Origin of the sequence: Vogesella sp. AC12, from assembly GCF_024437575.1 — a bacterium.
In the GTDB taxonomy this organism is placed as follows: Bacteria; Pseudomonadota; Gammaproteobacteria; order Burkholderiales; family Chromobacteriaceae; genus Vogesella; species Vogesella indigofera.
Window position 1 is genome coordinate 383,839 of record NZ_JANFNU010000001.1, and the last position, 24,701, is coordinate 408,539.

General features: G+C 67.9%; 20 protein-coding genes. 11 read left to right on the forward strand and 9 right to left on the reverse strand.

All coding sequences use genetic code 11. The annotated features are described in order from the left end of the window. Window positions 1-3 precede the first annotated feature (3 nt). Window positions 4-324, reverse strand: a complete 321-nt coding sequence (locus tag NOM55_RS01965) for a cupin (protein ID WP_255907270.1) — start codon at window positions 322-324, stop codon at window positions 4-6. Window positions 325-787: 463 nt separating this feature from the next. Between NOM55_RS01965 and kdpA the strand changes: the two genes are divergently transcribed. From kdpA to NOM55_RS01995, 6 genes are all read left to right on the forward strand, one after another. Next, window positions 788-2,479, forward strand: coding sequence for a potassium-transporting ATPase subunit KdpA (gene kdpA / locus NOM55_RS01970; RefSeq protein WP_255907271.1), 1,692 nt, complete (start codon window positions 788-790; stop codon window positions 2,477-2,479). 9 nt (window positions 2,480-2,488) lie between these two features. Then, complete coding sequence (gene kdpB / locus NOM55_RS01975) at window positions 2,489-4,621, forward strand: potassium-transporting ATPase subunit KdpB (protein ID WP_255907272.1); 2,133 nt, start codon at window positions 2,489-2,491, stop codon at window positions 4,619-4,621. A 54-nt stretch (window positions 4,622-4,675) separates the two neighbouring features. Then, entirely contained in the window at window positions 4,676-5,302 is a 627-nt protein-coding gene (gene kdpC, locus NOM55_RS01980; RefSeq protein ID WP_255907273.1) for a potassium-transporting ATPase subunit KdpC, read from the forward strand. A gap of 115 nt (window positions 5,303-5,417) precedes the next feature. Beyond that, on the forward strand, window positions 5,418-8,072 hold the full coding sequence (locus NOM55_RS01985; RefSeq protein WP_370687852.1) for a DUF4118 domain-containing protein: 2,655 nt from the start codon (window positions 5,418-5,420) through the stop codon (window positions 8,070-8,072). Continuing rightward, a complete protein-coding gene (kdpE, locus tag NOM55_RS01990) occupies window positions 8,072-8,761 on the forward strand; it encodes a two-component system response regulator KdpE (protein ID WP_255907274.1) in 690 nt (229 codons plus the stop codon). Before NOM55_RS01985 ends, kdpE begins: the two co-directional genes overlap by 1 nt. Before the next feature lie 34 nt (window positions 8,762-8,795). Continuing rightward, window positions 8,796-9,908, forward strand: coding sequence for a PQQ-dependent sugar dehydrogenase (locus NOM55_RS01995; protein ID WP_255907275.1), 1,113 nt, complete (start codon window positions 8,796-8,798; stop codon window positions 9,906-9,908). A 101-nt stretch (window positions 9,909-10,009) separates the two neighbouring features. Here the strand turns inward: NOM55_RS01995 and NOM55_RS02000 are convergent, their stop codons facing one another. Further along, entirely contained in the window at window positions 10,010-10,339 is a 330-nt protein-coding gene (locus NOM55_RS02000; protein ID WP_255907276.1) for a zf-TFIIB domain-containing protein, read from the reverse strand. Window positions 10,340-10,461: 122 nt separating this feature from the next. After that, complete coding sequence (locus NOM55_RS17395) at window positions 10,462-11,655, reverse strand: GGDEF domain-containing protein (protein ID WP_255907278.1); 1,194 nt, start codon at window positions 11,653-11,655, stop codon at window positions 10,462-10,464. A gap of 402 nt (window positions 11,656-12,057) precedes the next feature. Here NOM55_RS17395 and NOM55_RS02010 point away from each other — a divergent pair, with 402 nt between their 5' ends. Then, on the forward strand, window positions 12,058-12,618 hold the full coding sequence (locus NOM55_RS02010; protein WP_202902676.1) for a hypothetical protein: 561 nt from the start codon (window positions 12,058-12,060) through the stop codon (window positions 12,616-12,618). Between the two features lie 129 nt (window positions 12,619-12,747). Here NOM55_RS02010 and NOM55_RS02015 read toward each other — a convergent pair whose 3' ends face one another. The 4 genes from NOM55_RS02015 to norV form a co-directional block, all read right to left on the reverse strand. Beyond that, on the reverse strand, window positions 12,748-13,272 hold the full coding sequence (locus NOM55_RS02015; RefSeq protein WP_255907279.1) for an NUDIX hydrolase: 525 nt from the start codon (window positions 13,270-13,272) through the stop codon (window positions 12,748-12,750). Between the two features lie 125 nt (window positions 13,273-13,397). Continuing rightward, on the reverse strand, window positions 13,398-14,174 hold the full coding sequence (locus tag NOM55_RS02020; protein ID WP_120810008.1) for a DUF5602 domain-containing protein: 777 nt from the start codon (window positions 14,172-14,174) through the stop codon (window positions 13,398-13,400). A gap of 252 nt (window positions 14,175-14,426) precedes the next feature. Further along, on the reverse strand, window positions 14,427-15,542 hold the full coding sequence (locus NOM55_RS02025; RefSeq protein WP_255907280.1) for an FAD-dependent oxidoreductase: 1,116 nt from the start codon (window positions 15,540-15,542) through the stop codon (window positions 14,427-14,429). A 23-nt stretch (window positions 15,543-15,565) separates the two neighbouring features. Beyond that, a complete protein-coding gene (norV, locus tag NOM55_RS02030; RefSeq protein WP_255907281.1) occupies window positions 15,566-16,957 on the reverse strand; it encodes an anaerobic nitric oxide reductase flavorubredoxin in 1,392 nt (463 codons plus the stop codon). A gap of 263 nt (window positions 16,958-17,220) precedes the next feature. Here norV and NOM55_RS02035 point away from each other — a divergent pair, with 263 nt between their 5' ends. Beyond that, complete coding sequence (locus tag NOM55_RS02035; RefSeq protein WP_255907282.1) at window positions 17,221-17,673, forward strand: Rrf2 family transcriptional regulator; 453 nt, start codon at window positions 17,221-17,223, stop codon at window positions 17,671-17,673. A gap of 40 nt (window positions 17,674-17,713) precedes the next feature. Here the strand turns inward: NOM55_RS02035 and NOM55_RS02040 are convergent, their stop codons facing one another. Further along, a complete protein-coding gene (locus NOM55_RS02040) occupies window positions 17,714-18,154 on the reverse strand; it encodes an Lrp/AsnC family transcriptional regulator (RefSeq protein WP_047965499.1) in 441 nt (146 codons plus the stop codon). A 128-nt stretch (window positions 18,155-18,282) separates the two neighbouring features. Here NOM55_RS02040 and NOM55_RS02045 point away from each other — a divergent pair, with 128 nt between their 5' ends. The 3 genes from NOM55_RS02045 to NOM55_RS02055 all read left to right on the forward strand — a co-directional run bounded on the left by NOM55_RS02045 (window position 18,283) and on the right by NOM55_RS02055 (window position 23,937). Next, complete coding sequence (locus tag NOM55_RS02045) at window positions 18,283-19,179, forward strand: DMT family transporter (RefSeq protein WP_255907283.1); 897 nt, start codon at window positions 18,283-18,285, stop codon at window positions 19,177-19,179. Window positions 19,180-19,282: 103 nt separating this feature from the next. Then, the gene (gene sbcD, locus NOM55_RS02050) at window positions 19,283-20,503 is read left to right on the forward strand and encodes an exonuclease subunit SbcD (RefSeq protein WP_255907284.1); all 1,221 of its coding nucleotides are present in this window, start codon (window positions 19,283-19,285) and stop codon (window positions 20,501-20,503) included. Then, window positions 20,500-23,937, forward strand: a complete 3,438-nt coding sequence (locus NOM55_RS02055; RefSeq protein ID WP_255907285.1) for an SbcC/MukB-like Walker B domain-containing protein — start codon at window positions 20,500-20,502, stop codon at window positions 23,935-23,937. The genes sbcD and NOM55_RS02055 overlap by 4 nt, the downstream gene beginning before the upstream one ends. Before the next feature lie 41 nt (window positions 23,938-23,978). On the opposite strand, the gene nfsB is transcribed toward NOM55_RS02055, so the two are convergent. After that, complete coding sequence (gene nfsB, locus NOM55_RS02060; protein WP_255907286.1) at window positions 23,979-24,632, reverse strand: oxygen-insensitive NAD(P)H nitroreductase; 654 nt, start codon at window positions 24,630-24,632, stop codon at window positions 23,979-23,981. Between the last annotated feature and the right edge of the window lie 69 nt (window positions 24,633-24,701).

Sequence of the window (24,701 nt, forward strand, 5' to 3'; positions counted from 1 at the left end):
CGGCTAGACGCTGCCTTCCTGTTCGATCACCAGAATGCGCGCCTCGCCGTGCGGATGGGCGACGTGCTCGCAGCCGGCGCCGGCGTAGAAGATGTCGCCGCACTGCAGCGCGATCACCCGCACGCTGCCGTCCGCGTCGCGCACATGCATGTCCACCGCCCCGTCCAGCAGCACGAACACTTCCTCGCCGTCGTTGATGTGCCAGCGGTAGGGCTGGTCGGTCCAGTGCAGGCGGGTGCTGATGCCGTTCATGCAGGCGATGGTGCGCGCGCCCCAGGCGCGCTCGGCGGTGAAACCGGCGGGGCGGATGTGCTGTGTGTTCATGTTGCTCTCCTGTGCGGGCTGACCAATGCCGCCATTGTCCGCGCAGTCATGGCGCTTGCCACTGGCTGGCTACGCCAGGATGCGGACCGATCCGGCCGAGATGCACTGCGGCCGGATCGCGCCTTGTTCCGACCGCCGCTTCCCCCGATACCCCGCCGGCTACGCCAAAAGCATCATATTTTTATATCCCGTTTATACCGCCGCCCGGCCTTTTAACCGCTTTTTTGCACCGCAAAACCTACAGTGGCAGTGTCTGTGACCAACAAGGGGAATGTGATGCAAGACCTGATCTGGCTGGCAGGGTTGGCCGCACTGTATCTGGCAGTGCTCGGCCTGCTGCGGCTGTATGCGACCACGTCGCAGGGGGTGGCGCGATGAGCGTGCTATCGAGTTTGTGCGCGCTGGTGGCGCTGCTGTTGGCGGTGTGGCTGCTGTTCGCGCTGCTGCATGCGGAGGAGATGTGATGATGACCGCTTTTTTCTGGTTGCTGGCGCTGTTCATGCTGCTGCTGACGCTGAGCGTGCGGCCGATGGGTGCCTGGCTGGCACCGCTGGCCAGCGGCAGCTTGCCGCGTCGCTGGCAGGCGTTTGACGCCGCCTTGCTGCGCCGGCTGGGGCTGAACGATGCCGGCATGGGCTGGCGTGACTACACGCTGGCGCTGCTGGCGTTCAATGTGCTGGGCGCCGTGTTGCTGTACGGCCTGCAGCGCTTGCAGGGTGCGCTGCCGTTCAATCCGCAGCAGCTGGGCGCGGTGGAGGTCGGTTCGGCGTTCAACACCGCGGTGAGCTTTGTCGCCAATACCAACTGGCAGGGCTATGCCGGCGAAACGACCATGAGCTATCTCACGCAGATGGCTGGCCTCGCGGTGCAGAACTTCCTGTCCGCGGCCACCGGTATCGCGGTGGCGTTTGCGCTGATGCGCGGCTTTGCGCGGCGCGAGAGCGGCGACATCGGCAATTTCTGGGCCGACGTGCTGCGCATCACGCTGTACCTGCTGCTGCCGCTGTCCATCGTGCTGGCGCTGCTGCTGGTCAGCCAGGGCGTGCTGCAGAACCTGTCCGGCTACCTCGGCTTCGAGGCGCTGGCCGGCCACGGGCAGACGCTGGCAATGGGGCCGGTGGCGTCGCAGGAGGCGATCAAGCTGCTGGGCACCAATGGAGGCGGCTTTTTCAATGCCAACTCCGCGCATCCGTTCGAGAACCCGACCGAGCTGTCCAACCTGCTGCAGATGCTGGCCATCTTCCTGATCCCGGCCGGGCTGTGCCATGCCTTCGGCCGCGTGGTCGGCGATCGCCGCCAGGGCTGGGCGATCTACATCGCGATGAGCGTGCTGTTCGTCGTCGCCGCCAGCGCCATCGCCTGGTTCGAGGCGCAGGGCAATCCGCTGTTGGCCGCACTGGGCGCCGACGGCGGCAGCGGCAACCTGGAAGGCAAGGACATGCGCTTCGGTATCGCCGGCAGCAGCCTGTTTGCCGCCGTCACTACCGCCGCCAGCTGCGGCGCGGTCAACGCGATGCACGATTCGTTCACCGCGCTGGGTGGCATGGTGCCAATGCTGCTGATGCAGCTGGGCGAGGTGGTGTTCGGCGGTGTCGGCTCCGGCCTGTACGGCATGCTGGTGTTCGCGGTGCTGGCGGTGTTCGTCGCCGGGCTGATGGTTGGCCGCACCCCGGAATACCTGGGCAAGAAGATCGAACCGTTCGACATGAAAATGGTGGCGCTGACCATCCTGGTCACCCCGCTGCTGGTGTTGGCCGGTACCGCCGTGGCGGTGGTGGTGGCACCGGGGCTGGCTGGCCTGGCCAATCCGGGCGCGCACGGTTTTTCCGAGGTGCTGTACGCGTTTTCGTCGGCGGCCAACAACAATGGCAGCGCCTTCGCCGGGCTGTCGGCCAATACCCCGTTCTATAACGCCATGCTGGGCATCGCGATGTGGCTGGGCCGCTTCGCGGTGATCGTGCCGGTGCTGGCGCTGGCCGGCTCGCTGGCGGCGAAAAAACGGCTGTCGCCGACTCTGGGCTCGATGCCGACCCACGACGGGCTGTTCATCGGCCTCTTGATCGGCAGCGTGCTGCTGGTCGGTGCACTGACCTACCTGCCAGCGCTGGCGCTGGGGCCGGTGGTCGAGCATCTGGCGATCTGGGCGACCCACTAGGAGAACAATATGTCCCATCATAAAAAAATGGTCTTGCCGCTGCTGGACGGCGCACTGCTGCGCCCGGCGCTGCGCGACACCTTTCTCAAGCTCGGGCTGCGTGCGCAGCTGAAAAACCCGGTGATGTTCGTGGTGTACCTGGGCAGCATCCTGTGCAGCGTGCTGTGGGTGCAGGCGCTGCTGGGCCACGGCCAGGCGCCGGCGTGGCTGACCGGCAGCATCGCGGTGTGGCTGTGGTTCACCGTGCTGTTTGCCAACTTCGCCGAGGCGCTGGCCGAGGGCCGCAGCAAGGCGCAGGCGGCCAGCCTCAAGGGCCTGCAGAAATCGACGTGGGCGAAAAAGCTGGCCGCGCCGCAGCGTTACGGTGCCGAGTTCGCCATGGTGGAGTCGTTTGACCTGCGCCGTGACGACGTGGTGCTGGTGCAGCACGGCGACGTGATCCCGTGCGACGGCGAGGTGATCGAGGGCATCGCCAGTGTCGACGAGTCGGCGATTACCGGCGAATCGGCACCGGTGATCCGCGAATCCGGCGGCGACTTCAGCTCGGTCACCGGCGGCACCCGCGTGCTATCGGACTGGATCGTGGTGCGCATCAGCGTCAACCCCGGCGAGACCTTCATCGACCGCATGATCGCGATGGTGGAGGGCGCCAAGCGCCGCAAGACGCCGAACGAGATCGCGCTGACCATCCTGCTCCTGGCGCTGACGCTGATCTTTTTGCTGGTGACGGTCACCCTGCTGCCGTTTTCCGCCTACAGCGTGAACGCGGCCGGTAGCGGCGAAGTGGTGTCGCTGCCGGTGCTGATTGCGCTCTTGGTGTGCCTGATCCCGACCACCATCGGCGGCCTGCTGTCGGCCATCGGCGTCGCCGGCATGAGCCGGCTGATGGCGGCCAACGTGATCGCCACCTCTGGCCGCGCGGTAGAGGCCGCCGGCGACGTGGACGTGCTGCTCTTGGACAAGACCGGCACCATCACCTTCGGCAACCGTCAGGCGTCCGCCTTTGTCGCCGCCGCCGGCGTCAGCCAGGCGACACTGGCCGAGGCGGCGTGGCTGGCCTCGCTGGCCGACGACACCCCGGAAGGCAAGAGCATCGTGGTGCTGGCGCAGCGGCTGACCGACGGCGCCGGCGGCCATCTCGGTGACGACGCCAAGGTTGGCCGCAAGCCGCTGGCCGACCTGCACGCCGGGCTGACCCCGGCGGGCGCCAGCTTCGTGCCGTTCACCGCGCAATCGCGCATGTCCGGCATCAACCTCGACGGTCGTCACATCCGCAAGGGCGCCGCCGACGCGATCCGCCGCCATGTCGAGGCGCTGGGCGGCAGCGTGCCGCGCAGCCTGCTGCAACAGGTCGACACCATCGCCAGCCGTGGCAGCACGCCGCTGGTGGTGGCGGAGGGCGCGCAGGTGCTGGGCGTGGTCGAGCTGAAGGACGTGGTGAAGCCCGGCATCCGCGAGCGCTTTGCCCAGTTGCGGCAGATGGGCATCAAGACGGTGATGATCACCGGCGACAACCGCCTGACCGCCGCCGCCATCGCCGCCGAGGCCGGGGTGGACGACTTCCTGGCCGAGGCGACGCCGGAAAACAAGCTGGCGATGATCCGCGACTACCAGGCGCGCGGCCAGCTGGTGGCGATGACCGGTGACGGCACCAACGACGCGCCGGCGCTGGCGCAGGCCGACGTGGCGGTGGCGATGAACAGCGGCACCCAGGCGGCGCGCGAGGCGGCCAATATGGTGGACCTCGATTCCAGCCCCACCAAGCTGATCGAGGTGGTGGAGATCGGCAAGCAGATGCTGATGACGCGCGGCGCGCTGACCACCTTCAGCCTGGCCAACGACGTGGCCAAGTACTTCGCCATCATCCCGGCCGCGTTTGCCGTCACCTATCCGCAGCTGAACGCGCTGAACGTGATGCAGCTGGCCAGCCCGGCCTCGGCGCTGCTGTCGGCGGTGATCTTCAACGCGCTGATCATCATCGCGCTGATCCCGCTGGCGCTGAAAGGCGTGCGCTACCGCGCGCTGGGGGCGGCCGAACTGCTGCGCCGCAACCTGCTGCTGTACGGTGTCGGCGGGCTGTTGCTGCCGTTTGCCGGCATCAAGCTGATCGACATGCTGCTGTCCCTGCTGGGACTGGTCTGACCCTGCTGCCGGGCGGTCAACAACGCCCGGCAACCGTAACCAAGGAGTGCCATTATGGCCACCACGACTTATCATCCCGCAGCCGCCGTCACGCTGCCACGCGCGGCAGTGCTGCGCCCGGCGCTGACCCTGCTCTTGTTTTTCACCCTCTTGCTGGGGCTGCTCTATCCGCTGGCGGTCACCGGCCTCGCGCAATGGCTGCTGCCGGCACAGGCCAACGGCTCGCTGCTGCGCGACACAAACGGCAAGGTAGTCGGCTCGGCGCTGATCGGCCAGGCCTTCCACGGCCGCGGAGAATTCTGGAGCCGCCCGTCGGCCACCGGCGGCAGCGCCTACAACGGCGCCGCCTCCGGCGGCAGCAACCAGGGGCCGAGCAATCCTGCGCTGCAACAGGCGGTCGCCGCGCGCATCGCCGCGCTGCGCGCCGCCCACCCCGGGCAGCAGGGCCCGGTGCCGCTGGACCTGGTTACCGCCTCGGCCAGCGGGCTGGACCCGCACATCAGCCTGGCCGCCGCGCTGTATCAGGCGCCGCGCGTGGCGCGCGAGCTGAAGTGGCCGCTGCCGCAGGTCGAGGCGCTGATCGCCGCGCAGCGCGAGCAGGGCTGGTTCGGCAGCGCGCAGCAGGCGCGCGTCAATGTGCTACAGCTGAATCTGGCGCTGCGCAGGCTGGCGGCGGGCTAGGACCTGTTAACACTTGTTTGATCGCGGCCGCCGCCCCGGCGGCCGCACCCCTCTTGACCGCCGCAAGGTTGGCCGCAATCGTTGCGGCCAACCTTGTGGCACGCTGGAGCAATGAATGATGGATGACGATTTGCGGCCCGATCCGGACGCGCTGCTGGCGGCGCTGCCGGCACCGCGCGGCAAGCTGAAGCTGTTCTTCGGTGCCGCGCCGGGGGTGGGCAAGACCTACGCCATGCTGGCCGAGGCGCAGGAAAAGCGCGCCGCCGGGCTGGACGTGGTGGTGGGCTGGGTCGATACCCACGGCCGCGCCGAGACCGAGGCGCTGCTGGCCGGGCTGGACGTGCTGCCGCGCAAGCAGATCGCTTACCGCGGCAAGCAGGTGGCGGAATTCGATATCGACGCGGTGCTGGCGCGCCGGCCGGCGCTGGTGGTGGTCGACGAGCTGCCGCACAGCAATGCACCCGGCAGCCGCCATCCCAAGCGCTGGCAGGATGTCGACGAGCTGCTGGCCGCCGGCATCGACGTGTACAGCGCGATGAACGTGCAGCACCTGGACAGCCTCAACGACGTGGTCAGCGGCGTCACCGGCGTGGCGGTGGCGGAGACGGTGCCGGACCACGTGTTCGACCGCGCCAGCGAAGTGCGGCTGGTGGACCTGCCGCCGGACGACCTGCTGCTGCGCCTGGCCGCCGGCAAGGTGTACCTGCCGGAAGTGGCGGAACGCGCCGCCGGCCATTTTTTCCGCAAGGGCAACCTGATCGCGCTGCGCGAGCTGGCACTGCGCCGGCTGGCCGACCGTGTGGACGGCCAGATGCGCGCGCAGCGCGAGGTGCAAAGCCGCGCGCCGGTGTGGGCCACCTCGCTGGGCGTGCTGCTGGTGCTGGGCCACGGCGACGAAGACAGTGCGGTGCGCCAGGCGGCGCGGCTGGCGCGCGCGCTGTCGGCGCCGTGGCACGCGGTGTGGGTCGATCGCGGCCATGCCGGCGCGGCGGCGCGCAGTAGCGTGCTGGCGGCGCTGGCACAGGCGGCGGAGCAGGGCGCGCACACGCTGGTGCTGGCCGGGCCGGCACCGGCCAGCCTGATCGCCGACTACGCGCGGCGCCACAATCTGTCGCTGCTGGCACTGAGCCAGCGCGGCAACCGGCCGCGCTGGTTCTGGCGCACCAGCCTGCAGCAGCAGCTGGCACAACGCGCGCCGGAGCTGAACTGCCTGATCCTGGCCGCCGGCGAACGCAGGCCCGCCGCCACGGCCGGTTGGCGCTGGCCGCGTGCGGGTGCCGGTGGCGGCTGGTGGCAAACCACGCTGGCCAGCCTCGCGCTCACCGCGGCCATGCTACCGCTGCGCGGTGTGCTGGATGCGGCCAACCTGGTGATGCTGTACCTGCTGCTGGTGCTGCTGGCGGCGGTGCGCTACGGCCGCGCGCCGGCGGCGTGGGCGGCGGTGCTGTCGGTGGCGCTGTTCGATTTCTTCTTTGTCGCGCCGCACTGGTCGTTCGCGGTGTCGGACATCCAGTACCTGATCACCTTCGCCGTGATGCTGACGGTGGGGCTGGTTGCCGGCCAGCTGGTTGCCAGTCAGCGGCAGTCGGCGGCGCAGGCGCGTCAGCGCGAGGCGCACACTCGCTACCTGTACGAGATGGCGCGCGAGCTGGGCAGCGCGCTCATGCCGGAGCAGGTCGGCGAGATTACCGGCCGCTTCCTGCAGGCCAGCCTGAACGCGCAGATCAGCCTGTGGCTGCCGGATGCGGAGGAACAGCTGGAGGCGCTGCCGGACACGCCGCTGGCGGTGGACGCGGCGCTGGTGCGCTGGTGCTTCGACCACCAGCAGGCGGCCGGGCAGGGCACGCACACGCTGCCGGATGCACCGCAGCTGTACCTGCCGTTGCAGGCGCCGATGCGCACCCGCGGCGTGCTGGTGGTGGCGGTGCCAGACGTGCTGGCACTGGCCGACCCGGACAACCGCCGCCTGTGCGAGGCGGTGGCGGCGCTGGCGGCGCAGACGCTGGAGCGGCTGCACTATATTGAAGTGGCGCAGCAGACGCTGCTGTCGATGGAGTCGGAACGGCTGCGCCATTCGCTGCTGGCGGCGCTGTCGCACGACCTGCGCACGCCGCTGACCGCGCTGTCCGGCAACGCCGAGACCCTGCTGCTGGCCCTGCAGCGCGGCGGCCGCGCCGAGCAGGAGCAGGCGGCGCTGCTGCTGGCGCAGTCGCAGCGCATCACGCGGCTGGTGACCAATTTGCTGGAAATGGCGCGGCTGCAGGCGGGCGGCGTCACCCTGCACCAGGACTGGCTGCCGGCGGACGAGGTGATTGGCACCGCCATCGCGGCGCTGGGCAACACGCTGGACGCACACCCGCTGCAGCTGGACATTGATCCGGCCTGCCCGATGCTGTACGGCGATGCCATCCTGCTGGAGCGGCTGCTGGTCAACCTGCTGGAGAACGCGGCCAAGTACAGCCCGGCCGGCAGCCCTATCCGCATCAGCGCCGCCGCCGAGGACGGCCGCATCCTGCTGCGCGTCGCCGATCGCGGCCCCGGCCTGCCGCCGGGCGATCCGGCGCGGCTGTTCGACGCCTTCAGCCGCGGCGAGCGCGAGTCGGCGATCAGCGGCGTCGGGCTGGGGCTGGCGATTTGCCGTACCATTGCCGATGTCCACGGCGCGCGCCTGAGCGCGGCCAACCGCCACGACGGTGGCGCCTGTTTCACCCTGTCCCTGCCGCTGCGTCCGCCGCCGGCACTGGATTTTGACCTGGAGAACCTGCCCTGATGCACGCCCTGACGGCACTGATCATCGAGGACGAAGCCGCCATCCGCCGCTTCGTCAGAAGCGCACTGGAAGACGAGGGCTACCGCGTGTTCGAGGCCGACACCGTGGCGCGCGGCCTGATCGAGGCCGGCACCCGCAAGCCGGACGTGCTGGTGCTGGACCTCGGCCTGCCCGATGGCGACGGTGTCAGCCTGCTGCTGGACCTGCGCAGCTGGAGCAAGGTGCCGGTGATCGTGCTGTCGGCGCGCGTGGACGAGATCGACAAGATCGCGGCGCTGGACGCCGGCGCCGACGACTACCTGACCAAGCCGTTCGGCGTCGGCGAGCTGCAGGCACGGGTGCGCGCGCTGCAGCGGCGGCGCAGCGGCGACGCCGGCGAGGGCAACGGCAGCCTGGTTCGCCTGGGCGATACGGTGACGGTGGACCTGGCCAACCGCAGCGTGAGCCGCGACGGCGAGCCGCTGCACCTGACGCAGCTGGAATACCGGCTGCTGGCCACGCTGCTGGCCCATCGCGGCAAGGTGCTGACCCACCGCCAGCTGCTGCAGGAGGTGTGGGGCCCCGGCTACGTGGAACACAGCCACTATCTGCGCATCTATATGGCACACCTGCGGCAAAAGCTGGAGGCCGATCCGGCGCAGCCGCGCTTTTTGCGCACCGAAACCGGCGTCGGCTACCGCCTGCTGTAGACCGCAGCGCGTCGTCAACGTGGAGGAAACAGGCATGAGCAAGCAAGCACGATGGCCAGCGTGGGCGCTGGCGCTGCTGGCGCTGACCAATCCGGCGCAGGCCGCGCCGCGGGCGGAGCTGGTCGCCAGCGGACTGGAACACCCGTGGGCGGTGGCGTTCATCGATGGCGGGCGCATGCTGGTCACCGAGCGCCCTGGTCGCCTGCGGCTGGTGAGTGCCGGTGGGCAGCTGGGCAAGCCGCTGGCCGGGCTGCCGCGTATCGACGCCGCCGGGCAGGGCGGCCTGCTGGATCTGATCACCGACCGCGACTTCGCCCGCAACCGCACGCTGTACTTCTGCTACGCCGAGCCGGCCTCCAGCGGCTACGGCAATTCCACCGCGCTGGCCAGCGCCCGGCTGGCGGACGACGCCAGCCGCCTGGAGCAGGTGAAGGTGCTGTTCAGCCAGCAGCCGAAATTCAGCAGCCGCGCCCACTTCGGCTGCCGCATCGTCGAGGCCGCCGACGGCATGTTGTTCCTGACGCTGGGCGACCGCTTCCAGCGCATGGCCGACGCGCAGACGCTGGACAACCACCACGGCAAGGTGGTGCGTGTGCGCAAGGACGGCGGCATTCCAGCGGACAATCCCTTCGTCGGCCGTGCCGGCGCGCGTCCGGAAATCTGGAGCCTTGGCCACCGCAATGTGCAGGGCGCCGCGCTGGGGCCGGCTGGCCGGCTGTGGACGCACGAGCACGGGCCGCAGGGCGGCGACGAGCTGAACCGCCCCGAGGCCGGCAAGAACTACGGCTGGCCGGTGATCACCTACGGCGAAAACTACGGCGGCGGCCCGGTCGGCGCCGGCCTTACCCGCAAGGCGGGTATGGAGCAGCCGCTGTGGCAATGGACGCCGTCGATCGCGCCATCCGGCATGGCCTTCGTGCGCGGCACGCGCTACGGCAAGGCGTGGCAGGGTAGCCTGCTGCTTGGCTCGCTGAAATTCCGCTACCTGCTGCGGCTGGAGCTGGCCGGCACGCGCGTGCTGCGCGAGGAAAAGCTGCTCACCGGCCTTGGTCAGCGCATCCGCGACGTGCGCGAAGGCCCGGACGGTTTCATCTACCTGCTCACCGACGAGGACAACGGCCAGCTGCTGCGGCTGTTGCCGGGCTGAGTCCGGGGCTGGCTCGGTTGTGTGCGGCGGCCGGGCGGCAAGCGCAAAAACAACGCGGCCAACCTTCAAAGGTTGGCCGCAGAGCTATCCGTTGCCGCTGCTTAATCGAACAGTTCTTCCCAGAAGCTCTTCTTGCGCTTGTAGTGACGGTTGTCGCCGTACTTGTCGTGCTGTGGGTAAGGCTGTTGTTGATAGGGCTGTTGCTGCGGCTGGCGTGGCGGGTAGCTGGGCTGGGTGGTCTGTGCTGCGACCGGCTGCGCGGCTTGTGGCGCGGCAGTGGCGGCGGCCATATTGCCCAGCGAATGCTGGATGATCTTGTCCAGCTCGCCACGATCCAGCCACACGCCGCGGCACTGCGGGCAGTAGTCGATCTCGATCCCCTGGCGTTCGCTCATCACCAGCGTCGTATCCTTGCAAACCGGGCACTGCATGGCTGTTCTCCTTGTTGATGGTGCCGGCCGCCACTTTGGCGCCGGTGTGTCACAGACCGCGGCGGCGGGCTATGGTTCCGCCGCGACGGCTGCGGCCAACGTTGGCCGCAGGCGGCAACGGCTTACGGCAGTGCCGGCGCCGCTGTGCTGTCGGCAGGTGGCGGGCTGCTCGCGGCCAGTTCGATGCGGTTGCGGCCCTTGTGCTTGGCCAGATACATCGCCTCGTCCGCGCGATGCAGCAGCGCTTGCGGCGCTTCCTGCGGCTGGCGTTGCGCCACGCCGATGCTGGCGGTCAGAGCGATGGCGGCCTCGCCGTGGCGCAGCGGCTGCATTTCCAGTGCGCTGCGCAGGCGGCTGGCGATGGTTTCGGCCTGTGCCAGCCGGGCGTTGGGCAGGAAAATCGCAAATTCCTCGCCGCCGAGACGGCCGGTCACGTCGCCATCGCGCAGGCAGGCTTGTACCACCGTCACGAAATGGTGCAGCGCACGGTCGCCGAGCTGGTGGCCCCAGCTGTCGTTGATCTTCTTGAAGTGGTCCAGATCGATCAGCAGTACCGACAGCGGAAACGCCATGCGTTCGGCGTAGTGGCTGCCCTTGTCCAGCAGGGCGAGGAAAGCGCGGCGGTTGAACACGCCGGTCAGCGGGTCGCGGTCGGCGATGCGGCGCAACTCCAGCGTCACCTGCTCGTTGGCCAGCATCACGATGCCGAACGCCATCAGCACGATGGCGACGATGGATTCCACCACCACCAGGTGCGATACCGCGATGGCGTGCTGCGCGTCGAACAGGCCGTGGTTGCCGACGCGGAACAGCCACGGGCGCAGCAGCAGGAACAGCCCGTGCCCGCCGCTGGCCAGCGCGTACAGGTAGCGGGCAGGGTGATCCTGCAGCCGGCCTTGGGCGATGGTGCGTGCGCACAGCAGGAACAGCGTGCCCACCACCAGGCTCATCAGCGTGAAGCGGGTCGTCTGCTCCGGCTGCACCACGGTAAACCAGGCCGCGGCCGCCAGCAGCAGGGCGGCACCCAGCACGCCGTAGCGCCGTGGCACCGGTGCGGCGCCGACATAGGCACGGGTGCCCACCCAGTTCAGCCACGCCATCAGGTAGGCCGACAGCTGCGCCAGCAGCACCAGCAGCAGTTCCGGCGCCACCGCGCGCAGTAGCAGGTTGACGCAGACCAGCAGCCCGAAGAAATAGGACAGCGTCCAGGCGCCCAGCCCGGCGATGCGCGGGTTGAAGCGCCAGGCAGCGGCCAGCATCAGGGTCATCACGACCATGAGGATTGCGGCAATGGCGACAAGGGTGGGACTGTGCACGTGCGGGGGTTCCTGGCAAAGCGGTTGGGGCAAGCAGACAGCCACCTAGCATAGCATCGGCATTGTGCGGGCATGGCCTTAATCAACGTCATTTTGGCCGAGATCAAGCAATACAATTTGCATATGTGGTACGGCAGGGCGCGCGCCGTGCCGTGGGTACAACAGCCGCGCCGGCGCAGCGGGTGCTTGCCCGGTGCGCCCGGCCGGCCGCCGGTTGCGGTTGCCGGGCCGTCTCCTACACTTAGGGCACACCGGCTGTGCTGCCGCGCCTTGTGTTTGCCCGCTCCCGGCTGTCAGCGGGCAACAGCGACAGCTTGCCGCCTTGTTCTCACCCGCCAGGTGTCATACGCAGACATTGCGGCAGCCGGGTAGACACCCGTTGCATTGCAAGAAGGAGTGATCATGTCGACATCGACCTTGACACACCGTTGTCTGACCATCGCCATGGCGCTCGCCGTCATCGGCCAGGTGCCGGCGGTGATGGCCGCCAGCGATACCCAAATGATCAAGAGCGCGATGAGCGCCGCCCCGAAAAAGGTCAGCGCCGCGGCGACCGTCGTCGCCATGGAGGCCGACGGCAAGATGCGCACCCTGCGCCAGGGCAGTAACGGCTTCACCTGCATGCCGGACAACCCGGCCACCCCCGGCCCGGACCCGATGTGCATGGACAAGGCGGCGATGGCGTGGGCGATGGCCTGGATTGGCCACACCACACCGGTCGCCGGCCAGATCGGTTTCATGTACATGCTGTCGGGGGGCACCGATGCCAGCAATACCGACCCGTACGCGGCGAAGCCGGATGCCGGCAACCACTGGGTCAAGACCGGGCCGCACGTGATGATCGTCGGCGCGGAGCCGGCGTTCTATGACATGTACCCCAAGAGTGCCACGCCGGATACCAGCGTGCCGTACGTGATGTGGCCGGGTACGCCTTACCAGCACCTGATGATCCCGGTGGACTAAGCGACCGTATGCGATGGGTGATGGCAGGCGGGCAGGCAGTGGCCGTTGCGGCGTGCCCGTCTGGCCATCGGCCCTTCAATCCGGCAACGCGGGCGCACCCCGGTGCGGCGCGGGCTGTGTGCCGTGCGCTTACAGCTCGCCGGCGTCCAGCGCCTGGGCGATGCGCCGCAATAGCGCGGTCTCGCGCACGATAGACAGCCCCATGCCGGCCGCGCCGCGCGCCTGCACCGCCTGGTTGTGGGCAATGGCGGCGTCCACGTCCAGCCAGCGCGGCTGCATGCGGTTGTTGATCTCGTAGGCTTCCATTTGCGGTGCGGCCAACGTGGCCGCGATGCGGCACACATAGCAGTAGGACAGCATGTGCAGCACGTCGTAGTCGCCGCGCGGCGGGCGGAACTCGTCGATCAACCCGAACGGGCGCAGGATGCGGACATCGCGGGCGCCGGTTTCCTCTGCCAGCTCGCGTGCCAGCGCCAGCGCGTGGTCCTCGTTTGCCTCCACCCCGCCGCCCGGCAGGCTGTAGTCGTCGTAGCGGCCGGTATACAGCAGCAACAGCTCGCGTCCGCGCGCCACGATGCCGCGCACCGCCAGCCGCTGCTGCACCCGCGCAGTCGGCGTCGGTTGCAGGTGGTAAATGGTTTGCAGGTGGTTCATCTGTCGCCTCTCAAGCAAGGCGCTGTTTGTGCCGCAGCAGGCAGGGCGGCGTCAAGTGGCGGACAAAAGAAAAGCGGCCAGGGTTGGCCGCGTCAGGTGTCGTCCGCCGCCCGCCAGGGGCGCCGTCATTGAAGCTCGGTCAGTGCCACCTCGTACGATTGGCTGTCGGGGCGGTAGCTCACGCGATAGCCGGCGGGGTAGCTGCCACTCTTGCTGTAGCGGGCCGGGCGCGCCACCGGTGCGGAAAATACCGGCTTCGACTGCAGAAAAGCCAGTGACACCATCGGCTCGATGAAGGTCTGCTTCTTGTTGTGGTAGCCGTAGATCAGCGTGGCGGTGAACGGCGGTTGCTGGAATTCCGCCGCCTGGGGGTTGATGGCGTGCACGCCCATTTTCGGGACGGCCGTGCCCGGCGGCAAGATGTAGCCGGCGGGCAGCAGCTCGGCCGGCGGTTGCTGGCTCGGATCGGCCGATTCGGCGTCGCTGTTGAAATGCACCTTCATCGTCTCCGCCCGTTTTACCAGATAGAAGTGGAAATCGAAATGCGGCACGTCGTAGACCTTGGGTGGCGGGTGGCCGACGGCTTCCCAGTTGATGACCACGTGGTCGACTACCGTGCGCGGCCCCTTGGCCGGCATGCGCAGCAGGTAGGCCGGTGCCATGGCGGCGCCCGGCAGCCCGGCGAGCGCCTGTTCACTGAACACGATGCTGACGGCGACCGCCTTGCCGGCGGCGTCGGTGCGGACTTCGGTGTGCGCCTGGCCCTGGCCGAAGGGCACCGGCTTGCCGCGGTAAGTGGCGGACAGGTCGCCGGCGCTGGCCAGCAGCGGGCTGGCGGCCATCACCACGACGGCCAGCCAGGCCGGTGTTGCCGGTCTGGCGGATGCTTGCAGTGTCTTCATATTGCGTACCTCTTGCTGGTGGTGAGAGGAATGCGGAGCGTGTCACCAGAAGCTGGTGTGTTTGCATCTTAGTGAATGAGTCTGCTTTTGCCAGTACCGGCTACCGGGTGGGCGCAGCGAGGTAGTGGCTACCTGCCGGTGCGCCATTGCGGCCAACCTTTTGCCGCTTGCCTGCGGGCAATGTTGGCCTGGGGCAGGACGCCAGCCGCCGGCCGGCACGCTGTCTGCCCCGGCCGCTCCGGCGCGACCGGTTCAGCCGGCCAGGCTAGGCAGCAGGCTGAAGCCGTTGCGGCTGCCGGTGGTGACGTAGCCGACCAGCTTGCTGTCGCGATGGGCGAGCGCGGTGAGGCCGTCGTCGCCCTCGCTGATCTGCCAGTCCAGCGCCGGCCCGTGGGTGACGCCCGCCAGCTGGATCGGATAGTGCGGCGTTTTCACCGCCACCGGCAGCGGGCCGAAGCGCACCGGCTGCGGCGTGCCGGCCAGGGTGCTGGCCAGTGCCCGCGCCGACAGCGTGATCGGCTGCAGGTAGGGCAGGATCTGGCCCTCGATTTCGGCGCAGTCGCCCAGCGCATAGACATTGGCCTGCGAGGTGCGCAGATAGCGGTCGACGGTGATGCCGCGCCCTGTCGCCAGCCCGCCGGCCAGCTCCAGCCGCGGTTTCAGCCCCGCTGCGCAGATCACGGCGTCCACGCTGAGGGTTTCGCCATTGCTGAGCTTCACGTGGTAACCCGTCGCCGCGCGGTCGATGCGGTCTACTGCGGTACCGAAACGCATCGTCACCGGCGCCATGGCATGGTGCAGGCGCTGGCTGACCACCTCGGGCACCAGCCGCTCCAGCAGCCGGCTGCCGATGTCCACCAGCGTTACCTGCTTGTGGCGCGCGATGTCGTGGGCGATCTCGGTGCCGATCAGGCCGCCGCCGATGACCAGCACGCGCTCGCTGCGCTCAAGCTGCGCAAAGTAGCGGCGGTACTGCTCCAGGTTGTTCAGGGTCAGGATGTCCTGCACCGCGTCGCCGCGTATGGCCGGCACGAAGGGCTCGGCGCCCACCGCCAGCACCAGGTCGCTGTAGGGGATGCGCGCGTCGCCGGCGTGGACGAGTCTGGCGTCGAAGTCGATCGCGGTGACGAGGGTATTGGGGCGCACCATGATTTTCAGCTCGGCGACGACGGCGGTGGCGTGCTGCTGCACCAGCTGCTCGGCTGCCATTTGTCGGCCGAAGCCGTGGCTGAGCTGTGGCTTGGGATACTGCTCGCCGCCGTCCTGGGTCAGGATGATGACGGGGGTGCTGGTATCAAGCTGGCGGAACGCCCGGGCCAGGGTGTAGCCGGCGTGGCCGCTACCGATGATGACGAGGGGTTTTTTCATCAGGAATCTCCGGGGACGGTTGTTTACGCGGGAACAAAGTCGCTCTTACCCATGAAGCACACCGGGCACAGGAAGCTCTCCGCGACATCCGGCCAGGCGGTGCCGGCGGCCACGCCTTGCGAGGCTTCGCCCTGTTGCGGGTCATAGGCCCACGAGCAGGTCTTGCAGCGCATCTTGCCGCTGCCACAGCTGCCGGTATCACTCGCCGCCAGCGGCTCGCGCTGGCCCAGCTGCCCGATGAAGGCCTCGCCAAAGCGCACCGCCTGCGAGAGCGCATCGTCGGTTGGTCGCCATTCCGCGGCGATGCCCTGGTTAAGGACACGGAAGCCAGCGTCGTCCAGGCGTTTGGCGATGCGTTCCACCGCGCCGCCGCTCCAGCCGTGGGTGCCGAAGGCCGCCGCCGCCTTGTTCCTGAAGCGCAGGCCGGTCATTTCTTCGAGCAGGGCGGCGACGTGCGGCAGCATCACGTTGTTGACGGTCGGGCTGCCGACCAGGATGGCCTTGGACTTGAATACGTGGGTGAGCACGTCGTTCTTGTCGCTGTTGGACAGGTTGAACAGCTTGATCACGACATCCTGATCGGCGTTGCGGATGCCCTCGGCAATTGCCTCGGCCATCATGCGGGTGCCGTTCCACATGGTGTCGTAGACCAGGGTGATCTGGTTTTCCTGGTAGTCGTCAGCCCATTTCAGGTACTGCTCGACGATCTGGGTCGGCTTGTCGCGCCAGATGATGCCGTGGCTGGTGGCGATCATGTCGATCGGCAGATTCAAGGCCAGCACTTCGTGGATTTTCTGGGTCACCAGCGCGCTGAACGGGGTCAGGATGTTGGCGTAATACTTGATGCACTCTTCCTGCAGCTCGACCGGGTCGCACTGGTCGTTGAACATCTGCGCGCTGGCGTAGTGCTGGCCAAAGGCGTCGTTGCTGAACAGCACGGCGTCGCCGGTCATATAGGTGGCCATGCTGTCCGGCCAGTGCAGCATCGGCATCTCGACGAATACCAGCTGCTTGCCGTTGCCAAGATCCAGGCTGTCGCCGGTCTTGACGATCTTGAAGTTCCAGTCTTGGTGATAGTGGCCGCGCAGTGACTTGGCGCCGTTGGCGGTGCAGTAGATCGGGGTGTCGGGGATGCGCGCCATCAGCGCCGGCAGGGCACCGCTGTGGTCGATCTCGCCGTGGTTGGCGATGATGTAGTCGATGGCGCCGAGATCGACTTCTTTTGCCAGGTTGGCGACGAATTCTTCGGCATACGGCGCCCACACGGTGTCGATCAGCGCGATCTTTTCTTCCTTGATCAGGTAGCTGTTGTAGCTGGAACCGCGGTGGGTGCTGTATTCGCTGCCGTGAAATTCGCGCAGCTCCCAGTCCTGTTTGCCGACCCAGCGGATATTGTTCTTGACGGTGAAAGCCATGGTGATGCTCCTTGAGGGGGTATAAGATTCGTCTGAGATGAATCTTATACCCGATAACATTCATAGAAAATGAATGTTATCGAGCAAAGTCCATTCGCTTGAGGCGCATCAAGAACGCGCGTTTCCGGCCGGCTTTTACCGCAACGGCAGGCCGGCGTGACGCAAACCGCCGCAACCGGGCGCTGGCCGGCAGGGTAGAATGGCGGCCCGAGTCCGACTGCATAAGCCGCCGGATTGAACAACACTATGGAATGGTCCCGACCGTGCGATTGACCGCCTTTACCGACTACTGCCTGCGGGTAATGATGTACAGCGCGCTGGCGGGCGAGCGCCTGGTGACCATCGGCGAGATCGCCCACGCCTACGACATTTCCGCCAGCCACCTGACCAAGGTGGTGCATTTTCTGGGGCAGCAGGGCTATCTCACCACGGTGCGCGGCAAGGGCGGCGGCATGCGCCTGACGCACGCGCCGCAGCAGGTCAACCTCGGCCAGCTGGTGCGGGCGGCGGAGGCAGACAACGTGCTGGTCGAGTGTTTCGACGCGCAGCACTCGCACTGCCGCATTGCCGCGTGCTGTCGGCTGTATCGCGTGCTGCACGCCGCGCAAGAGGCCTTCTACGGCGAGCTGTCACGCCACACCCTGGCCGATCTGCTGATCCAGCCGGCGGGCCTTGGGCGCGCGCTCGGCATCGAGATTCATCCCGTCTCCGACTGAGCGATACGCGCTGCGGCCAACCTTGCGTGGCTGCGTTCTGCTACGGCAGCAGCGGCGGCAGCCGGCGCAGCACCGGGCTGGCCTTGACGATGCTGGTGGCGGTGGTGGCCAGCTCGGCAAAGCCGTCCAGGATCTCGTCCAGCTGGCCGATGTCGCGCAGCAGCAGGCGGGCGATGTAGCAATCCTCGCCGGTGACCTTGTCACACTCGGTGAACTGCGGCGTGGCGACGAGGCGCGCCTCCAGCGCCTTGAGCTGGCCCGGCAGCGGGCGCAGCCGCACGATGGCCTGCAGGGTGTAGCCCCACTGCGGCCAGTCCAGCTCCGGCGTGTAGCCGCGAATGGCGCCGTGTTCCTCCAGCCGCTTCAGCCGTTCCGACACGCTGGGGCCGGACATCTTCAGCTGCCGAGCCAGCTCGGCAATGCTCTGCCGCGCGTCCTGTTGCAGCAGCCCCACCAGCTGCACGTCGATCCAGTCTTTCATTGCAGGCAATCCTGTCGATTTGGCGATATTTACAAGGTAGCAGGCGGTTTTTGCCTTGCAAAGCCCATTCAACCGGCTGCGCGAGCTGCGTATGCTGTAGCACACTAGCCTGCAAGGAGAACCTGATCATGACACAACAAAATTTACGCACCGGCGTGCTGCAGATGCTGGCCGCCATGGCCCTGTCCGGCACCATCGGCTGGTTCGTGCTGCAGTCGGGGCAGCCGGTCTGGAACGTGGTATTCGTGCGCTGCGTGCTGGGTGCGTTGGGGCTGGGCCTGTACGCCTGGTGGCGCGGGCTGTGGCAAACGTGGCCGTTTACCCGGGCCAGCCTGCTGTGGTGCATTGCCGGCGGCGTGGCGCTGGTGGGCAACTGGCTGCTGCTGTTCAACGCCTATCACTACAGCTCGATCGGCATCGCCACCGTGGTGTATCACACCCAGCCGTTCTGGCTGCTGTTGCTGGGTCGGTTGCTGTTGGGCGAGGCGCTGACGGTGCGCAAGTTGGCCGCGGTGGCGGTGGCGTTTGCCGGCATGCTGCTGATCGTGCAGCCGGGGCAGGGTGCCGGCGGCGGGCTGCTGGGCATCCTGCTGGCGCTGGGCGCCGCCATGCTGTACGCGGTGGTGACGCTGATCAGCAAACAGCTGCCGAAGACGCTGGCGCCCACCCACATCGCCTGCGTGCAGACGCTGACCGGCGTGCTGCTGCTGTGGCCGCTGCTGGACAACGCCAGCCTGTGGGTGGCCGGCAGCCATTGGGGCTATCTGGCCACGCTGGGGCTGGTGCACACCACGCTGATGTACATCATCATGTACGCCGCCTTCCGCCAGCTGCCCACCCACTGGATCGGCCTGCTCGGTTTCAGTTACCCGGTGGTGGCGCTGCTGGTGGATTACCTCGCCTACGGCCGGTTGCTGGATGGCTGGCAGCTGCTGGGCGTGTTGCTGATTATTGCGGCCAACGTGTGGGGGCTGCAGCGGGTGCCGGTAGCGGCTGCCCCGCAAGTGGCAAAGGCCGGTGCCTGATCCTGAATAAATTGGCGGCAGGCGGGCAATCCGTCTGCCGCCATGCTGCCGGCACGGCGGGCTTGCTACAATCGGCCACATTGCCACCGCTCCCGTATCCCTCATGCGCATTCTTCACACCTCTGATTGGCACCTCGGCCAGCACTTCATGGGCAAGACCCGCCAGGCAGAGCATCAGGCCTTCATCGACTGGCTGCTGCGGCAAGTGCGCGAGCACGCCGTCGACGCCGTCATCGTCGCCGGCGACCTGTTCGATACCGGTGCGCCGCCCAGCTACGCGCGCGAGCTGTACAACCGGCTGGTGGTGGCGCTGCACGGCAGCGGCACCGCGCTCGTGCTGCTGGGCGGCAACCACGACTCGGTGGCGACGCTGGCGGAAAGCCGGCCGCTGCTGACTTGCCTGGGCACCCACGTCATCCCGGCGGTGGAGGCCGACCTTGAGCAGCAGGTGCTGGTGTTGCCGCAGCGCGACGGCATGCCCGGCGCCATCGTCTGTGCGATCCCGTTCATCCGTCCGCGCGACGTGATGCAAAGCCAGGCCGGACAGAGCGCCGAGGAAAAGCAGCTCACGCTGCAGGAGGCCATCCACCAGCACTATCAGGCGCTGTACCGGCTGGCCTGCGCCCGGCGCGACGCGCTGCAGTTGCCGCTGCCCATCATCGCCACCGGCCACCTCACCACCGTCGGCGCCAGCGCCAGCGAATCGGTGCGCGAGATCTACGTTGGCGCGCTGGAAGCGTTTCCCAGCAGTGCCTTTCCGCCGGCCGACTACATCGCGCTGGGCCACATCCACCGCCCGCAGCAGGTGGGTGGGCTGGAACACATCCGCTACAGCGGCTCGCCGATCCCGCTCAGCTTCGACGAAGCCGGCCAGCAGAAGCAGGTGCTGCTGGTGGATGTGGACGCCATCGGCCTGCTGGGGGTGACGCCGCTGCCGGTGCCGCGCTTCCAGCAGCTGGTGTCGGTGAAGGGGGATCTCTCAACCTTGACCGCCGCCATCGCCGAGGCCGCCACGCTGGGCAGCGCCGTGCAGCCGGTGTGGCTGGAGGTGCTGGTGCAGGGTGACGATTACCTGTCCGATCTGCAGGCGCGCATCCAGAGCATCACCGCCGAGCTGCCGGTCGAGGTGCTGCGCATCCGCCGCGAGCGCGGCAATGCCGCGGCCACGCTGCAGGCCGCTGCGCGCGAGACACTGGACGAGCTGACGCCGTTCGACGTGTTCGACAAGCGGCTGCAACTGGAAACGCTGGACGAAACGTTGGCCGCACAGCTGCAGGCGTGTTACCGCGACATTGTCGCCAGCCTGCAGGAGGGCGAGGCATGAAGATACTGACCCTGCGCCTGAAGAACCTCAACTCGCTGCAAGGCGAGTGGAAGATCGACTTCACCCGGCCGCCATTCAAGGACAATGGCCTGTTTGCCATCACCGGCCCCACCGGCGCCGGCAAATCCACGCTGCTGGACGCCATTTGTCTCGCGCTGTACCACGAAACGCCGCGGCTGAAGACCATCTCCGCCAGCAGCAACGAGATCATGAGCCGCCACACCGCCGATTGCCTGGCCGAGGTGGAGTTCGAGGTCAAGGGCCAGCTGTACCGCGCGTTCTGGAGCCAGCGCCGCGCGCGCGACAAGGCCGACGGCCAGCTGCAGGCGCCGAAGGTGGAGCTGGCCGACGCCAGCGGCACCATCCTCACCACCCACATCAACGACAAGCTGAAGCGCATCGAGGCGATCACCGGGCTGGATTTCGCGCGCTTTACCAAGTCGATGCTGCTGGCGCAGGGCGGTTTTGCCGCATTCCTGAATGCCAGCGCCAACGAGCGCGCCGAGCTGCTGGAAGAGCTGACCGGCAGCGACATCTACGGCCAGATTTCGCAGCGCGTGTTCGAACAGGCGCGCGATGCCAAGCAGGCGCTGGAGCAATTGCAGGCCCGCGCCGACGGCGTGGAGCTGCTGCCGGAAGCGCAGCGGCAGACGATGCAGCAGCAGACCACGGAATTGACGTCGCAGCTGGCCGCATTGCAGCAGCAACAGCAGCAGACGCAGGTGCTGCGCCAGTGGCGGCATGAGCTGACGCAGGCCGAACTGGCCGAGCAGCAGGCGCAGCTTGCCGAGCAGGCGGCGCAGCAGGCGATCGAGCAGGCGCGGCCAACCTTGCAGCGCCTGCAGCACAGCGAGCCGGCGGCGGCGCTGCAGCCGCTCTATCAGGCCTGGCAGGACGCCGCCGCGCGCCAGCAACAAACCCGGGCGGCCGGCGACAGCTTGCAGGCGCAGCTTGCCGACAGCCGGCAGCAGTCGGTCGCCGCCCACTGGCAGGCCACGGCCATCGCCGCCGCGCTGGCCTCCGGCGCCCGGCTGCAGTGCCAGGTGCTGCAGGAGGAGTTGCAGGCTCGGCAGGCGTGGCTGGCGCAGCACGCCCATTTTGCGGTGCTGGGTGAACGCCTCAGCGGCTGGCACAGCGAGCACAAGCAGCTGCAACAGGCGCAGCAGACGTTGCGACAGCTGCAAAACCAGCGGCAGGCGCAGCAGGACGGGCTGGCCGCCACCGAGCGCCGCTTGGGCGAGCTGGACAAGGCGCTGCAGCACGCGACTATCCAGCACCAGCAAAGCCGGCACGCCACGCAAGCGGCCGAGCACGCGGCGGCCGAGCTGTTGCAGGGCCAGACGCTGGCCAGCCTGCGCGAGCGCTGGCAACTTGGCCAGCAACAGCTGCAATCGTGGCGGCAGCTGGGCCAGCTGGCCAGCCAGCTGCGCCAGCACGCCGCACAAGACACGCAGCTGCAAGGCGCGCTGGCCGATGCCCGTCAGCAGCTGGCGGCGCAGCAAGCACGGCGCGACGGCTTGCGGCAGGACTACCGTACGCTGAAGGAGCAGGTGGACGACAAGCGCCGGCTGTTGCTGCTGGAACAGCGTATCCAGAGCCTGGAAGCGCACCGCGCCGCGCTGCAGCCGGGCGAGGCCTGCCCCTTGTGCGGCTCGCTGGAACACCCCGGCATTCACGCCTATCAAGCGCTGACCGTCTCCGACACCGCCCGCGCGCTGCAGGAAAAGGAAGCCGCGCTGCAGCTGCTGGAGGAGCAGGGCCGCGCCGTCAACGGTGAGCTGGTCAAGCTGGAAGAACGCCTTGTCCAGCTGCAGGGCGCACTGGACACCCTGGCCGACAACCGGCAGCAAGCGCAAGCCGCCTGGCAGGCACAGGCCGCGCCGCTGGGGCTGGATGACAGCGGCTGGGCGCAGCAGGAACCATTGCAGCAAGGGCTGCTCGGCGCCGAGCAGCACGACGTCGCCCTCAACCGCACGCTGCAACAAGCGGAGCTGGCGCAGCAAAGCCTGGCCACCGCCCGTCAGCAAGAGGCACAGCAGGCCGCGCAATTGCAGCAAGCCGGCCAGCAGCACCAGTTGCTGCTGCAGGAAAAGGCGCATGCGGAACAAGGCGTGGCCGAGCTGCAGCGCCAGCTGGCCGCCACCGCGCAACACGTCGAACAGGCCGGTGCAACGTTGGCCGCGGCCATCGCCGCCGCCGGTTTTAGCGCCGACGGGTCTGCCACCGATGACGACATGGCGGCGTGGCTGGCCGCCCGCCAGCTCGACTGGCAACGCTGGCAGGCGCAGCAGCAGGCGCAACAGCAGCAACAGGGCGCGCTGCTGCAACAGCAGGCGCGCAGCGAACAGGCCGCCACGGTGGCGCAAGGCTGGCAGGCGCGCTGGGACAAGCTGGCCGCCTCCGCGCCGGCGGACAGCGACGCGGTCGCCGGCGATGAGCCGGCACTGGCGCACTTCGCCGCGCAAGTGGAGCAGCTGATGGCGCAGATTGCCAGCCTGCAGGGGCAGCAGGCGCAGCTGGCGGCCGATCGGCAGACGCAACAGCAGCAGCACGAGCGCGCCGAACAGGCATGGTTGGCCGCACTGGCCGCCAGCCCGTTTGCCGATCCGGCCGCCTTCCTGCAGGCGCTGTTGCCGGCGGAGGAGCGCCAGCGGCTACAGGCGCAGCAGCAACAGCTGGAACAGGCGCTGCAACGCAGCCAGGCGGTGCGGCAAACCGCACTCTCCGCGCTGAAATCGCTGCAGCAACAGGCGCTTAGCCCGCTGTCGCTGGCCGAGCTGGACGCCGCACTGGCGGCGCTGGATGCACAGCGCCAGGCGCTGTCCGGCCAGCAGGGCGCGTTGCAGGCGCTGCTGCACGACGACGCGCAGCGCCGCGACAACCAGCAGGCGCTGTTCTTGCAGATCAAGCAGCACAGCGCCGATGCCGACATCTGGCAGCGGCTCAACAGCCTGATCGGTTCGAAAGAGGGCGACAAGTACCGCAAGTTTGCGCAGGGGCTGACGCTGGATCACCTGATGCACCTCGCCAACCGCCATCTGGCGCGCCTGCACGGCCGCTACCTGCTGCAGCGCAAGGTCGGCGGCGAGCTGGAACTGGCGATCGTCGACACCTGGCAGGCCGACGCCACCCGCGATACCCGCACCCTGTCCGGCGGCGAGAGCTTTCTGGTCAGCTTGGCGCTGGCACTGGCGCTGTCCGACCTGGTGAGCCACAAGACCTCCATCGACTCGCTGTTCCTCGATGAGGGCTTCGGCACGCTGGACGGCGACACGCTGGAAGTGGCGCTGGACGCGCTGGACAGCATCAACGCCAGTGGCAAATCCATCGGCGTCATCAGCCACGTGACGGGCATGCAGCAGCGCATCGCGGTGCAGATCGTGGTGAAGAAGGGCAGCGGGCTGGGGCAGTCCAGCCTGCAGGTGGTGGGCTAGGGCAATGCGGCCAACCTTGCGGCAGGGTTGGCCGCAAAGCCTTACAGGCGGGTGATGGTCTGCGCGGCCGGTAGCCGCGACTTGGGCAGTGTGGCGTTGAAGTCGTCGGCAGCACGGCGTCCCAGCGCGATGATCAGCGACGGCACCAGCCCTTGCGCCCGCAGATCCAGTGCCCCGGACAGCGCCTGCTGATCGAAACCCTCTATCGGGCAGGCATCCAGCCCCATGGCGGCAGCGCCCAGCAGCAGGGTGCCGGCGGCGAGATAGGTCTGTTTTTCCATCCAGTGCGCGGCGTCCCGCAGTTCGTAGCGGTGCAGGTTGACGAAGTGGCTGCGGCCGCGGTGTTGGCCGGCGCGGATGTCTGCATTGGCAAAGCGGCCGTCACGGTCTTCCTGCTCCAGCAGGGTGGCCAGATGGGCGTCGTCCAGCTGGGCGCGGGTGCAGAACACCACCACCCGCGCCGCGTTCAGGATCTTGCCTTCATTGAAGCTGTAGAAACCTTGCGTCGCCTGCGCGACACGCGCCTTGCCCTCGGCGCTGTCGGCCAGCACGAAGTGCCACGGCTGGGCATTGGTGGACGACGGGCTGAAGCGCAGCAGGCTCTCGATGTCGGCGGCTTGTACGGCAGTCAGGCGGAATGACGGATCAAAGGATTTGGTGGTGTAACGGGTTTGGACCAGATCGGCGATGTGCATGATGACTCCTTGCTGTCAGTGTGCGTGCCATCATGCTTGTGAAAATTTATTTGATAAACAGCGTATGAT

Bases quoted from the DNA above. Each gene is read 5' to 3' on its own strand.
- NOM55_RS02025 (WP_255907280.1), bottom strand. From the start codon at position 15,542: ATGAAAAAACCCCTCGTCATCATCGGTAGCGGCCACGCCGGCTACACC.
- NOM55_RS02010 (WP_202902676.1), top strand. From the start codon at position 12,058: ATGTCGACATCGACCTTGACACACCGTTGTCTGACCATCGCCATGGCG.
- kdpC (WP_255907273.1), top strand. From the start codon at position 4,676: ATGGCCACCACGACTTATCATCCCGCAGCCGCCGTCACGCTGCCACGC.
- NOM55_RS02040 (WP_047965499.1), bottom strand. From the start codon at position 18,154: ATGAAAGACTGGATCGACGTGCAGCTGGTGGGGCTGCTGCAACAGGAC.
- NOM55_RS01995 (WP_255907275.1), top strand. From the start codon at position 8,796: ATGAGCAAGCAAGCACGATGGCCAGCGTGGGCGCTGGCGCTGCTGGCG.
- NOM55_RS02045 (WP_255907283.1), top strand. From the start codon at position 18,283: ATGACACAACAAAATTTACGCACCGGCGTGCTGCAGATGCTGGCCGCC.
- norV (WP_255907281.1), bottom strand. From the start codon at position 16,957: ATGGCTTTCACCGTCAAGAACAATATCCGCTGGGTCGGCAAACAGGAC.
- NOM55_RS01965 (WP_255907270.1), bottom strand. From the start codon at position 324: ATGAACACACAGCACATCCGCCCCGCCGGTTTCACCGCCGAGCGCGCC.
- sbcD (WP_255907284.1), top strand. From the start codon at position 19,283: ATGCGCATTCTTCACACCTCTGATTGGCACCTCGGCCAGCACTTCATG.
- nfsB (WP_255907286.1), bottom strand. From the start codon at position 24,632: ATGCACATCGCCGATCTGGTCCAAACCCGTTACACCACCAAATCCTTT.
- NOM55_RS01985 (WP_370687852.1), top strand. From the start codon at position 5,418: ATGATGGATGACGATTTGCGGCCCGATCCGGACGCGCTGCTGGCGGCG.
- NOM55_RS02000 (WP_255907276.1), bottom strand. From the start codon at position 10,339: ATGCAGTGCCCGGTTTGCAAGGATACGACGCTGGTGATGAGCGAACGC.
- NOM55_RS02055 (WP_255907285.1), top strand. From the start codon at position 20,500: ATGAAGATACTGACCCTGCGCCTGAAGAACCTCAACTCGCTGCAAGGC.
- NOM55_RS02015 (WP_255907279.1), bottom strand. From the start codon at position 13,272: ATGAACCACCTGCAAACCATTTACCACCTGCAACCGACGCCGACTGCG.
- kdpE (WP_255907274.1), top strand. From the start codon at position 8,072: ATGCACGCCCTGACGGCACTGATCATCGAGGACGAAGCCGCCATCCGC.
- NOM55_RS02020 (WP_120810008.1), bottom strand. From the start codon at position 14,174: ATGAAGACACTGCAAGCATCCGCCAGACCGGCAACACCGGCCTGGCTG.
- kdpB (WP_255907272.1), top strand. From the start codon at position 2,489: ATGTCCCATCATAAAAAAATGGTCTTGCCGCTGCTGGACGGCGCACTG.
- kdpA (WP_255907271.1), top strand. From the start codon at position 788: ATGATGACCGCTTTTTTCTGGTTGCTGGCGCTGTTCATGCTGCTGCTG.